This window comes from Vibrio sp. OPT18 (assembly GCF_015163615.1).
Lineage (GTDB): Bacteria > Pseudomonadota > Gammaproteobacteria > Enterobacterales > Vibrionaceae > Vibrio > Vibrio coralliirubri.
The window spans coordinates 68,320-81,050 of sequence record NZ_JADDYK010000092.1 but is presented as its reverse complement, the minus strand read 5'-3'; the positions used below and the strand labels follow the sequence as shown (position 1 = coordinate 81,050).

Here is a 12,731-nt window from a genome sequence, read left to right as displayed (position 1 = left end):
AAAATAGACGAGCGAATTATCCAAAATTTGTATGCATTCGGACGGTTCTTATATCGGATGCCGCTTTTCTCAGTATCCATTAACCAATCAGTGCTATTCTCCAAAACTGGTGCGTTTATCCGCCATTGAAGTCAGTATGCGCTCGGTATCTAAGATGGAAGTCCAGTTAAGCAATTGCTTGTCGTTGGCAATGACATAGTCAGTCAATTGTTGAGTAATCGTGTCTCTCAGTTGATCGCCTTGCCAAGGTTTTGAAATATAGAAATCAAGTGCAGCGTTGTTAATGGCCGTGACGGTATCTTCCAGCCCAGCTTGCCCTGTGAGCAGCAGCTTACGCGTTGGTTTAGTCGCGTCGTGTTGGTTGAGTTCGATCAGAAAATCAATGCCGGTTTCTTCTGGCATGATGTGGTCGCACAAGATTAACGCGAGCTTAATACCATCTTGTCCCATTTCTTTGATGACTTGCTTGGCTTCATCGACCGACTCAGCACCTTCAACCAGAAAGTTCTCTTCAAATATCGCCAAGTCCTGAAGGACACTATTGAGAACTTCAGGTTCATCATCGACACATAAAATTAGGTACTTATTCATGGGGTGCTCCTTCTTGTTTGAATGGAAGCCACACTTGCATGTTTGTATGACTGCCTACCTCTGACTCCACCAAAATAAACCCTTGATGAGCCGAAACAATTTGTTGAGAAATGGATAACCCAATCCCTAAACCAAAGTTGCCTTCTTTTTTGGTCGTGAAATTTGGGTTGAAAATGGTTTTGATGTCTTCTTTGGCAATGCCGTGGCCAGTATCGGAGATTTGCACCACAAGAAACGTGTCGTCGCCTTTTGTCTGTTGAGAAGTGGTGATGGACACTTTTCCTCGTTCAGAAAGGGCATCGAGCGCATTGGAGATAAGGTTGGTCCACACTTGTTGCAGTGATAGCGACTGGCACAATAAAGGCGGTAAGTCGGTGTCGTAATGCTTCTCTAATTGGTGATGTTTGAGCCTGTTTTCAAAGATCACTAAGGTATCTTCAAGCCCTTCGTGGATATCTGTGTAGTGGCGAACTTCTTCATCTTCTCTGGCATAGCTTTTTAGGCTTTTGACCATATCGGCAATACGCTTGCTGCACACTTGAATTGAGCGGATAGAGTTTCCAACATAATGGTAATGCTCTAAGTCATTGAGCAGCTCTTTGCCTGCGACAGGGGACGCTTTTAATGTGTCTAGCACCGTAGAGTCTTGGCTCAGGTTTAGTCTCACGGCTTTTTTTGCTAAAGCACGGTCAGCAATAGTCGACGTAAGATGCTTTACGAGCTGTCTTTCTTGAGCCGTCGATAGTGGCTTAGCTAACTTTGAATGTGCCAGTACGTCAGTCCCTTTATTGGACTCAGGAACGGATAGGTTTGCCAATATCTGGTCGAGATGGTCTGACAAAGTTTCGATGCTTCTTAATATGGCTGCAATCGGGTTATTTAGCTCATGTGCGACTCCCGCGACTAGCTGCCCGAGCATCGCCATTTTCTCTTTTTCGATCAGTTGTTGATGTGCAGACTCTAATGATTCTAGTGTTTGCTGGAGTTTGATCTTATTGGTGATGCTGCGTTGCAAACGTCGATTGAAATGACGGAGCAATAGATTGGTGAATAACGGCAGCAGGGTATTGTTTGAGTGCATTACCTGAGCAAAGCTATCTTTATCCAGTTTGATGACTCGTGTCTGGGTTAGGGTTATCGCGGTTGAGAACGAAGGTTCACCCGTCACAAACGACATCCCGCCGACAATGTTCCCCTTGGAGTGACGTACCACTTCCCGCTGTTGCCCCAACTCATCTTTTTTATAGAGAGCGGCTTCACCCTCAATGATCAGCCATAAAAAGCGATTGTCTTCACCTTCTACAGTGAGGAGATGTTCGGGTGAGTAGTCTCGAATGGCCTTGGTTTTGTCATCTTTTGAAAACACATCTTGTAATGCACTGACGACACGTTCAGCAAGGGCATTATCAGAAAGCTGGTGGTAGTCGTGAATGAACCCCGATTGGAAAGAGTGAATCTTTTGTTCAATGTGCGCTCTGAGTAAGCGCTGTTGATCCAATGCATTACTGTAAGAGAGCAGGTTTTCTGAGTCGTATTGGATTACAAAAGAGGTCAGCTCTTTTTGCGCTGATTTGAATAGAACCTGATCTTGAACCGGTTTGGTTAGACAGTGGTTGAGCCTGCCTTCATTTACGGCGGTCAGAATGGATTGAATGTCTGACGAAGCGCTGACTAATATCGTTCTTGCGGTATTACTATGGGGCAGCTGTTCGAGTTCAATCAGAAATTGCACGCCATTAAATTCAGAATGATGATGAGTGATCACCAAGGCTACGGTTTGGTTGTGATCATGAATATCTTCTAATGCGTGATGAGCATCTTCTATGTTCTCGGCAGTATAAATATCGAATACAGAAGCCAACGGAGCCAGCTCCGAACGTATTCTTTCAATGCTAACCGGATTATTGTCCAAACAGATAACAGCGTATTGATTCACAGCTCAACCTTAATAGTAGCGACGTCTTTAGCCTAGCAAGAACCGCCGAATAAGGATGAGAGCTAGCCGTTAATTTATTGAGGCAATCGAAGTATCGAGCAATAGACTGATTTAACTCAATGTTTCTTGTTTGCTACTGATGGGTTAGACTAAAAAAAACAGACACGTGTAGAAAGAGAACTCATGGAACAGTTAAGAAAAATTGGTGCAATTGGCGGCGCAATCTCATTGGCACTTTGTTGGCCACTAGCGGTTGGCCAAATTGGACAAAATGCGATTACCGATGGCGTTGCAAAGCTTAACAATTCAAGCATTCAAGCTGAGATCGTGGAATACGATAGAGGTTACCTGTCTTCCAATGTAACCACTCGTTTAACTGTGACGGATGAAAACCTGAAAGAGCAACTTGCGATTGATGGGCTGCCGAGTGAGTTTGTCATCAATAGTGCAGTTAGCCACGGTTTGGTGAGCCTAAATGCACTGTCGACGTTTGAGAATACCGATATTCTGCCTTTAACTCTGACAACTAGCACTGAGCTAAACGGCAACACTGACTTTAACTTCGAGTTAAGCCAGTTCAATCATCAAGGTTCTGATGAGAATGGTACTTCGGTATCGATCACTAAATCGAATCTTTCTGGCCATGCGACTGTTTTAGGCCAAGTTGATTACGAGCTTTCAATCCCTTCAGTTCAAATTGATTTTGAAACCGGTGAAGAGGTAACGCTGTCTAATCTGAAAGGTGTGGGTTCAGGCCAACAAGCGAAAGGCTACTGGTTAGGTACTCAGAATTTTACTATCGATAGCTTCTTGGTTTCAGATTCTGCAATGCAGCCTTTCATGACCATTGAAAACTCTAAGTACGATTTTGAATCGCATCTAGATGAAGCAACTAAGCGTCTGCGCAGCAACCTCAAGCTGGATATCGCAAACATCGAGACCAGTGAAGGCCAGTTGAACAACCTAAACGTCGATTTTGAAATGTCGAAGTTGGATAGCGAGTCGTTTGAGAAAATCTTTGAGATTTACCAATCTAATCCAGTGATGACGCAAGAAGACGTTGCAGAGATCATTCCATTTATCGATATCCTGTTTGCTAAAGGCTTCGACCTTTCAATGAACAACATGTCACTAGAGCTAGGTAAAGGGCAGTTCGAATCTAAGTGGTTGGTGAGCGTACCGGAAGGGACAGAAAACATCAGCAGCAACCCTTCGATGATTATGCCAGCATTAACGGGCAACGTTCACTCTAGCTTCTCAAATGAACTTGTTGAAGAGTACCCATTCATCCGTCAAGGTATCGATGAATTGCTTGTGATGGAAATGATCAAGGAAACAGAAAGTGGTTATGAAATCAGCGCTGACTTAGAAAATGGAAACCTAGTGTTCGAAAATGGACAAGAAATTCCATTAATCGCTCTACTTATGCCGGTTTTTGTTCAATAAACAGAGCAGGCTTGAATACTGATAGGGTGATTTAGCAGGTTAAGCTTAAACATTTTATACGGTACAAAACAAAAGAGGTCTTAAGACCTCTTTTGTTGTTTTTATGTTGGGTAAAACATGGTATTACTTGCATGGTTATTATTTAGCAGGAGCAATCATCCCCATGGAACTTACATTAGATAACGTATTCAACTTCAGTGCTGGCCCAGCGGCACTGCCTAAACCGGTAATGAAACAAGCGCAAGCGGACTTTATTGATTGGAATGGTTTAGGGACTTCCGTGATGGAAATCAGCCATCGCAGCAAGGAATTTATTCAAGTTGCTGACGAGTCCGAACAGGACCTACGTGATCTTCTGAACATCCCAGACAACTACAAAGTTCTTTTCTGTCAGGGGGGCGCTCGTGCTCAATTCGCTGCTGTTCCTCTAAACCTTTTAGGTGACGCGACGAAAGCGACTTACATCGATGCGGGTTACTGGGCAGAAAGCGCAGTGACTGAAGCGAGCAAATATTGCGAAATCGATGTATTCAACGCGAAGACGTCAATTGATGGTAAAGCGGCGGTTGTTCCAGCTAAAGATTGGAAAATCGACCCAGAAGCGGCGTATGTACATTTCTGTCCAAACGAAACCATCGATGGTATTGAAATCAGCGAGCTTCCTCAAACGGATAAGCCAATCGTAGCGGATATGTCATCTAACATTCTGTCTCGTAAGATTGACGTGTCTCAGTATGGTGTTATCTACGCGGGCGCGCAAAAGAATATTGGCCCAGCGGGTATCTGCATTGCAATCGTACGTGATGATCTACTCGAACTCGCAAACGACGTGTTGCCGAGTATTCTGAACTACAAAGTACTTGCTGAAAAAGACTCAATGTTCAACACACCACCAACGTACGCTTGGTACCTATCAGGCCTTGTGTTCAAGTGGCTGAAAGCTCAAGGTGGCGTTGAGGCGATGGAGTTGGTGAACAAAGAGAAAGCAGCGCTGCTTTACGATGCAATCGATAGCTCAGCTTTCTACAAAAACGATGTTCACACTGCAAACCGTTCTAGAATGAACGTGCCGTTCCAACTGGCGAAACCTGAGTTAGATGGCAAGTTCCTAGAATTGGCAGATGCTGCAGGTCTGAAATCACTGAAAGGCCATAGAGCAGTAGGTGGAATGAGAGCTTCACTTTACAACGCAATGTCTCTGGAAGGCGTTCAAGCGCTGGTTAGCTTCATGAAAAATTTCGAAGAGAAATACGCTTAATCGATGATAGGGCTTTGACTGATAAATTGCTTATTTGATTTTTATTGTGTCGAATGCACCGAACGAGATAGATGCCGCTTTTGCGGCATTTTTTTGTCGTTAATAATAAAGGGTATGGTATGTTGATTTATTGTAAGAACAGTCATCCAGAGATATGACGGATGTATCGGAATGAGCAGACCTTTCTCTTAAAGCGAGAGTACCAACTGTTTTTTAGACAGTTTTTACTATATAACGTGTCGCCCAAAACTGAATCTCTAATCATGAGCTGCGAGCGATAAGCCGCATCGCCCGGTTTATTGATGGGCGATTAAAATCCAACGTCTAATTTTTACCACAAGGAACCAAGTGTGAGGTTATTGAGTCTATTTGCGATGCTATTTCCGGCCGTTGCTTGTTCGTCCACACTTGAAATATGGGCTGGTATTAATTATGAAACGGCCGATTATGTAAAAGAACATATCGAAGCGATGACTGATCATCGTGTAGAAATTCGTTCGTTTGACGTCAACAGTATTCGTTCTGAACTTCTTGTCGCTGATCCTCGAGACAATACCTTTCCCGACGCCATTTGGGTTCCTTCTGACTTCTTAGGTCTAACTGAATATATCGATTTAGCGACACTTCCTGATGCTTGGGTCGATACCCAACGCTATGAGAAAAAAGCGCTCGACGCGGTGGTCATCAACGGTGAGCTTAAGGCGTTACCGGTTGGTATTGGAAACCAGGTCGTTCTGTATTCGAGTAAACCTCAAGCGCAAGTCGTGACATGGGAAAGTCTCATTGAACGCTCTGCTCAGTCCGATCAAGTGAGCGTGCTTTTTCCCAATCCAAACATGTACTTCTATCTAGCTTTCTATCAGCTTTTTTCTGAAGACTTATTATCGTCGAAGAATGTTAATGGTGAAGGGTTAGTTGCTATCTTTGATTTCATCGACATGTTACAGCAGAAAAAAGTCATCGAATCATCGTGCAGTGATATTTGCGCGAGGCAGAGATTCATCAATGGGGAAGTCGAGTTTTTGATTGACGGCGATTGGGCTTTCAGCGAACTCGATGCTGCTTTTGGTCGAGATTTATACATCAATTCGTTGCCGACCTATCGTGGTGAAAGTATGTCTTCATTTAGTGGCGCGAAGATTTTTGCTGTCACGGAAAAAGGCATGCAAAACCCAGATAAGAAATTAGCTTTGAAAGAAGTAGTTAAATACCTGCAATCAAACAGTTTCACCTATTTAGCTCACTCGAGTGCCATGGTGTCGCCGTTTTATGAGGTTAATCAACGCCGTGTTGAGGAAGGTAACCAGACATTTTCAAATATGTACGATGAGTTTCAAGCGTCGCAAATGATGTCGAGTGACTACAAGATGGCGATCGTTTGGGAGGCATCGGCTCGGGCGTATCAGCGTTACAAGTCGGGGATGCCAAAGAGTGAACTGCATAAGTTTTACAATGATTTTGTTCAATATTACTCGGCGAATATGAGGGTAAGAGATTGAAGCTATCATTAAAATACACCATGGGCTTGGTGTTGCTGGCTTGCTCAATGCTCCCTGTTTACCTAGCGGGGCAGTTGATTCTCAATAAACAAAACCAAAGTTCTTTAGAGCAAAAAGAAACCAAGCTGGACAACTCTACGACCGGTATTCGTCAAACCGTACAAGAGCAAATTAAGCTGACGGCGAGCCTAACCCAATGGTATTCGCAAGACCGATCACTGATTAAAGCGGGTGGTAATATCTTTTTCTCGAGTGTGGTTTGGGACAAGATGGATAGCTTCAATGCGCTAGCGGAGAGTGTGTCCGCGACTTATATTCTGGACCAAAACTGGAAGCCCATTTATGACAGCAAAGGCAGCTTGTACCATTTTGAGCAGAGCCAGTTATTAGTAAGCTTGAAGCGTCCTCAATCGGTTTATGGGCAAGGGAAATTGTTCCACACCGAGTTTACCGAAACGGAAGTGGCGGATAATGCCACTGCCGGTATTGCTTTTGTCGCGCCGATTTTACCTTATCGTTTGATTGAAGGTTCTACATACACGCCGCAGGGTTATCTTGTGGTTCTTATGGGGTATGACAGACTTAACACTAAAGTGACGCCTTTCCTTTATCAAAATGAGTCGGTTGAGTTTAACTATGTTGATTCAACGGATGCTCAGTCTTCTGAACAAAGTGCGAACATTATATCTATCGACAGTAAATTCTTTACCGACAAGTTGGTACTGAACGTCAAACATCATATTTCCGACAGTGCGCGCTTATTAGAGATGCAACAAGCTCAGGTGGTCTTTGTCAGAATATTAGTGGCGACGCTTGCCATCGCGATTGTGTTTGCTCTGTTCCTAAGCCGCTGGTTCTCAGGGCAGTTAAACTTGTTGGCTGAATCTGTTAAGTCGTATTCGCATAACCAGTCACCGACTCATAGTGTGGATGAACATCGTTTTACAGAGTTCGTCACGCTGAGTCGTTTATTGGAAACCATGTGGGGTCGCATACAGTACCAAGTCCGTGAGCTTACCGAAAGCAACGATAAACTCGAAAGATTTAATGTTCAGCTAGAGGACTTAGTCGAAGAGAAAACCAGCAAGTTAACGTATTCGCTCGCGCGCGAAGAATCCCAGAAGCATCGTATTTTAAAGATCGTGCAGTTTGCATCGTCGAGACAGGCGGCTGAGTTTCGGTTGATTCCTCAAATGGTCGATCAAGAGTTAAAGACACTACTTGCTCAACATTCGATTCAGTTTCATTTTAACCGAACTAGCGAGGCTGACCTGATACTCTGTGACTCACAGGGGACTGCAATCGGGTATTTTTGTTCAAGTTCATTTGAGCTACTCAGTGAAGAAGATCTTCTGATTTTTGACATGTACCAAAAACAGTTAGCAGGTTGGCTAGAGCTCGAAAAGATTACGCGCATCAACATGCCAACTGGCTGTTTGAATCGTAAAGCTTTTAATGAAGATCTCGAATTCAGCAAACGAAGCATTAACGACAACCAAAATCAGATTTCTTTAATCATTATAGATATCAATGGCTTGAAAACGACGAATGATGCTCATGGACATGAAGTCGGGGATGAGCTGATACAATGCTGCGTAGACGTAATCAGCCACGAATTGACACCTGCCAGTAATCTATATCGTTTAGGTGGAGATGAATTTGCGGTGCTTACCTTAACGTCTGGTGAGTCGAATTCGCTCAATGTCGCAGAGATGGCTGAGCAGTTGTACATTGCTCAGGAGCAACAGACAATCGAGACCAAAACGGGTATCTCTATTCCTATCAGATTCTCGATTGGTGCAGCCTCTAGTGATTCAACAGACGTTGAGCAATTGTTCTCAGTCGCTGATGAGAATATGTATCAGCAAAAGCGTCATTATTACCAAACGTTGTCTGTGGTGGGGAAGTAATACCAATCACGCTGACAAATAGCTATCACGATTTTCGACGCCCATTAGAGCGAAACTGCTGTGGCGTGAGATTAAAATATGCTTTAAACGCTTTGATGTACGAAGAGTCGTTTTGATAGCCAACTTGGTCAGCAATACGTTGGATCGAGAGCTCTTCATCCAGCAAAGATAACGAATAAATCAGTCGGATTTGTTGTCTCCACAACTGAAATGACGTGTTGAACTCTTTTGAGAACAAGCGCGATAACGTTCGCTCCGATGCGCCGACTTTTTCTCCCCAATCTTTTAGCGAATAATCTAATATTGGTGAGTCTGTCAGCGCTTCGAATATCAGCTTCAAGCGCCTGTCTTCGGGTAGCAATAATTGAAAGGTTTGCACATTATCTTTCATTATTTGGTCGTGCAGAACCGCGAGCAAACGCGATACCTCATCATCACTCACCAATCCTTCGCACTGCCTTCGGATCTCTTGCAATAGTTCATTTAGAAATGGCGTGAGGGTAATGGTTCGCACTTCAGGCTCATATTCACTGCCAAAGGCAGGGTTAAGGTAGATGCCGACAAACGTCGTATGGCTCAATGCGATAGATTCATGTTGAATACCCGCAGGTACCAACAGCGCAGAAGTGTGCGGAACAAGATGCTGGTAGTGCTCGGTCTTAGTTTGCAATAAACCTTTGATTGGAAAGATCACTTGATGCCAAGTATGTTGGTGCATTGCATCGATGAAACCTTTAGGCATGTCGATGGTCTTTACTAGTGCTGGTGAGTTGGGGTTGGCAGCCATCATCTCGTTGGAAGTCATGACATCGGAGTGAGAATCTATTTGGCGGGTTGGCATTGTTAGTTGTCCTTACATCTCTACTCTGACATTGGCTTGTTAGGCTATCATGCTCGGCATAGTGAATGAAGTCGAGTGTGATGCCGTCTTACCTCATACAGTTCAGCAAGTATGTTTTCAGTAAGAAAGTTTCCATTAATAAGGAAGGGATATGAAGAAGTTAGGTGTAATCAACAGCGTATTGGTAGGTAAAACCGTTGCCTTTGCTCACGGTACACAGAGTGCCATCAACAAACAGGTTTTATCGGAACGTCAACACGCTACAGAGCTTGGTTTTACCAATGACGAACAAGGTGACCCTCGTTTTCATGGTGGCATTCAAAAAGCCCTTCATATCTACCCAAGCGAACACTACCCAGTTTGGGAAAAGGACTTGGGCAGCAAAACCATCTTCCAATCTGCAGGGGCATTTGGCGAGAATCTAAGCTCAAGTGGAGTGACTGAAGCGTCTATTTGTTTAAACGATAAGATTCGGATTGGTTCAACATTGTTGGAAGTTTCGCAAGGGCGTATGCCTTGTTGGAAGCTCAATGTGCGATTCGAGCAAAACGATATGGCAAGAAGACTGCAAGACACACTTCGAACTGGCTGGTATTTTCGAGTATTGGAAGAGGGCGATATTGGCGCAGGTGACGAGATTACTCTGTGTGAAAGATCATACCCTGATTGGTCGCTCGCGCGCATTATGGGCGCTGTCTTTACCGGAAGCCTAGATAGAGAAGAACTGAGTCAGATGGCTGAACTTCCTTTGGTCGAGTCTTGGGGGAAACTGGTTGAACGTCGTCTCGAAACGGGCGAAGTTGAAGATTGGGAGATGCGTTTGGTTGGGCCAACTGCCGTATAAACTCAGACGATAAAAATGATAAAGCCCACTTGTAAAAATAGTGGGCTTTAAAATGTGTAGGTTCTACTGAACGTCAGTTAGAGCCAGAAACTCTTCAGAGGCATCTCAGCGTCAAAGTGATGAGCAATTTGCGCTTGGAGAAGCTCGGCGGTCGCAATAGCGTCAGTTAATGCATGATGTGGCGTGTAGTCGGGTAGGTGGTATCGACGACGACTCTGACCTAGTCTGACTGAAGCTGGCTTCTTACCTTTTAGCTTATTCCACAAGCCACCAGCCAGTTTATTTTGGATCTGAGATTCAATCTCCAGTGTGTCGAGGACTGGGAACTCAATGCCTTCACCGAGTCGCACTTTCAATGCATTGTCCAAAAAGTCACGTTCGATACGACGATAGTGAACCACTGGGATATGTCCCGCCATTGACTCTAAGATCTCGCCCAACACTTCGCTAAGATCTGGCGCATCAATGATGTCATTGTGCGTGATGCCATGAATCACGACAGACTCTTCTTCTAACTTCTGTTTTGGTCTTAGCGTCCAGTGTTTGGCTTGTCGCAAGTAGATGCGATTGAGCGTAAATGGCACTAAACCAATGGTGATGATGCCGTCTTTGTTTGGGTTTAAACCCGTCGTTTCAAAGTCGACAGCCAAGAACATCACTTCTGAAAGTGGCGTATCAGGCGCAGGAAGAGGCTGGCTATAAAAGTGCTTTAAGCGCTCGTCTCTCGCTCGTTCCAGCTTCTGAGCAAACTTAAATGGCCAATCGACCGCAGGTGATCTGAATAGTTTGTTCATAGGCCCTACTTAAACTTGTTGCTGGCTTGATAACGGAACTTAAGGAAGTTTTGTGCATTACTTAATATTTGGAATGCATCCTTTAGGTTACGTCGTTCGAAGTCAGACAGGTTCTCTGGCTCGATGTTGTTATCAGGCTCGATGTTGTTGTCGACATCGTGTGCTTGGTGACGAATACGAACCAGAGAGATAAACTCCATCGCATCTTTCAAATCTTGAGCTCGGCCTTTTGGCAGAATACCTGCGTCAATAATGTCATCTAAGCGTTCGAAAGAGTTCTTGGAGCGAGACGCTACCGCGAGCGAGTGAACACGAATCAAATCGGCCAGTGGCGCAGTACCACGACGCTTAAGGTTGATTGAGTTGTTGTGGCGGCCATCTTTCTCCATCACGAAATCTTTGAAGAAACCGAGCGGCGGTGTACGGTTGAGTGCGTTACGTGCAAGACAGGCCAAGAAGCGATTGTTCTTACGTGCGCGTCGAACAATAAAGCTGTTCAATTGCTCAGCCCATTTCAGACGACCATAAACGCCATCTAAGTCGAAGAAGATTGAAGCATTCAACAGTGCTTTCGGGTTTGGATCATCAATCCAATCGGCAAAGCACTCTTCCCATTGACGACGAGTCATACGCCACGTTGGGTTAGTCGCCATGATGTCGCCAGTACAGTACACATAGCCACACTGATCTAAGCCATCACAAATAAAGGTCGACAGCTCCTCAAAGTACTTACCGTGCTTTTTCTCGTCGTAGGTATCATCAAGAATAATTGCGTTATCTTGGTCAGTAACCAGCAGTTGTTCATCTCGTCCCATTGAGCCGAGTGCGAGGAAACAGTAAGGAATAGGCGCCTTGCCCAATTTCTCTTCGCCCAGTTCGATAATTCGCTGCTTAAAGCTACGACCAATTACCGACATTGCGGTACCCACCATGTGGGCATTCGCATCTTCGTTAACTAAGCGCACAAAGCTGTCTTTCACTTGCTCGGAAAGCACCTTCAGATCTTCAATGCTTTGTTGTTGGAAGATACTACTTACCAATAACAGCGAGTTTTGAGACTCATAACGAACAATATCGGTCGCTTCGATAATCCCAATTGGCTTCTTATCTTTGAGTACTGGCAAATGGTGCACGTTGTAGCGAAGCATGGTCATCATGGCTTCGTATACATAGGCGTTGTGGTCGAGTGAGATAACCTCGGGTGTCATCACGCTGGATACTTCATCCGATGGGTCGAGACCTTCGGCGAGGACACGCGTACATAAATCTCGGTCGGTGATGATGCCAATCACGGGTGTTGAGTCATCTTCATCATCTTCAACGATATCTGGGTCGATGATCAGCAAAGAGGAAACATTATCTTGTGCCATCATGGTCGCGGCTTGCTGAATGGTGCGCGTTTTTTCGATCATTGGCGCTTCGCTGGTCAGCAGCGTTTTAACCTTGGATGTTGTTAGGTCGTTAGCGTCGTTGCTGTCTGAGTTGGCTTGGCGCAGTCGCGCGTTATCTTCTACTTCTACGAAATCGGCAAAGGAGTCATAGTTGTCGTAGAGCTCTTGGAAGATAGGCTCAGGAATACAGTAGAGCAGGGTATCTTCGGTCGCTTTAACAG

General features: G+C 44.7%; 10 protein-coding genes. 5 read left to right on the top strand and 5 right to left on the bottom strand.

Annotated elements, in window-relative coordinates; all coding sequences use genetic code 11:
- Positions 1 to 93: 93 nt before the first annotated feature.
- Both IQQ51_RS23360 and IQQ51_RS23355 read right to left on the bottom strand, forming a co-directional pair.
- Positions 94 to 591: a response regulator gene (locus IQQ51_RS23360; protein WP_017065410.1), complete on the bottom strand. Its 498-nt coding sequence runs from the start codon at positions 589 to 591 to the stop codon at positions 94 to 96.
- Entirely contained in the window at positions 584 to 2,527 is a 1,944-nt protein-coding gene (locus IQQ51_RS23355) for an ATP-binding protein (protein WP_193842240.1), read from the bottom strand. The genes IQQ51_RS23360 and IQQ51_RS23355 overlap by 8 nt, the downstream gene beginning before the upstream one ends.
- A 183-nt stretch (positions 2,528 to 2,710) precedes the next feature.
- Between IQQ51_RS23355 and IQQ51_RS23350 the strand changes: the two genes are divergently transcribed.
- From IQQ51_RS23350 to IQQ51_RS23335, 4 genes are all read left to right on the top strand, one after another.
- Complete coding sequence (locus IQQ51_RS23350) at positions 2,711 to 3,973, top strand: DUF945 family protein (RefSeq protein WP_050646811.1); 1,263 nt, start codon at positions 2,711 to 2,713, stop codon at positions 3,971 to 3,973.
- 163 nt (positions 3,974 to 4,136) lie between these two features.
- Positions 4,137 to 5,231 carry a 3-phosphoserine/phosphohydroxythreonine transaminase gene (gene serC, locus IQQ51_RS23345; protein WP_086970254.1) on the top strand — a complete coding sequence of 365 codons (1,095 nt, stop codon included), beginning with the start codon at positions 4,137 to 4,139 and terminating at the stop codon, positions 5,229 to 5,231.
- 350 nt (positions 5,232 to 5,581) lie between these two features.
- Positions 5,582 to 6,730: a sugar ABC transporter substrate-binding protein gene (locus IQQ51_RS23340; protein ID WP_416222624.1), complete on the top strand. Its 1,149-nt coding sequence runs from the start codon at positions 5,582 to 5,584 to the stop codon at positions 6,728 to 6,730.
- A 20-nt stretch (positions 6,731 to 6,750) separates the two neighbouring features.
- A complete protein-coding gene (locus IQQ51_RS23335; protein WP_193842267.1) occupies positions 6,751 to 8,640 on the top strand; it encodes a GGDEF domain-containing protein in 1,890 nt (629 codons plus the stop codon).
- A gap of 25 nt (positions 8,641 to 8,665) precedes the next feature.
- On the opposite strand, the gene IQQ51_RS23330 is transcribed toward IQQ51_RS23335, so the two are convergent.
- On the bottom strand, positions 8,666 to 9,481 hold the full coding sequence (locus tag IQQ51_RS23330; RefSeq protein WP_193842239.1) for an AraC family transcriptional regulator: 816 nt from the start codon (positions 9,479 to 9,481) through the stop codon (positions 8,666 to 8,668).
- Positions 9,482 to 9,632: 151 nt separating this feature from the next.
- Here IQQ51_RS23330 and IQQ51_RS23325 point away from each other — a divergent pair, with 151 nt between their 5' ends.
- A complete protein-coding gene (locus IQQ51_RS23325) occupies positions 9,633 to 10,325 on the top strand; it encodes an MOSC domain-containing protein (protein WP_193842238.1) in 693 nt (230 codons plus the stop codon).
- Positions 10,326 to 10,402: 77 nt separating this feature from the next.
- Here the strand turns inward: IQQ51_RS23325 and IQQ51_RS23320 are convergent, their stop codons facing one another.
- Positions 10,403 to 11,119: a 3'-5' exonuclease gene (locus tag IQQ51_RS23320; protein ID WP_050634574.1), complete on the bottom strand. Its 717-nt coding sequence runs from the start codon at positions 11,117 to 11,119 to the stop codon at positions 10,403 to 10,405.
- Between the two features lie 5 nt (positions 11,120 to 11,124).
- A partial coding sequence (locus IQQ51_RS23315; RefSeq protein WP_228013189.1) for a DUF294 nucleotidyltransferase-like domain-containing protein occupies positions 11,125 to 12,731 on the bottom strand: 1,607 nt, incomplete at its 5' end.

Excerpts from the sequence above, each read along its gene's own strand:
- IQQ51_RS23360 (WP_017065410.1), bottom strand. The coding sequence starts at position 591 with ATGAATAAGTACCTAATTTTATGTGTCGATGATGAACCTGAAGTTCTC.
- IQQ51_RS23350 (WP_050646811.1), top strand. The coding sequence starts at position 2,711 with ATGGAACAGTTAAGAAAAATTGGTGCAATTGGCGGCGCAATCTCATTG.
- serC (WP_086970254.1), top strand. The coding sequence starts at position 4,137 with ATGGAACTTACATTAGATAACGTATTCAACTTCAGTGCTGGCCCAGCG.
- IQQ51_RS23335 (WP_193842267.1), top strand. The coding sequence starts at position 6,751 with ATGGGCTTGGTGTTGCTGGCTTGCTCAATGCTCCCTGTTTACCTAGCG.
- IQQ51_RS23330 (WP_193842239.1), bottom strand. The coding sequence starts at position 9,481 with ATGCCAACCCGCCAAATAGATTCTCACTCCGATGTCATGACTTCCAAC.
- IQQ51_RS23325 (WP_193842238.1), top strand. The coding sequence starts at position 9,633 with ATGAAGAAGTTAGGTGTAATCAACAGCGTATTGGTAGGTAAAACCGTT.
- IQQ51_RS23320 (WP_050634574.1), bottom strand. The coding sequence starts at position 11,119 with ATGAACAAACTATTCAGATCACCTGCGGTCGATTGGCCATTTAAGTTT.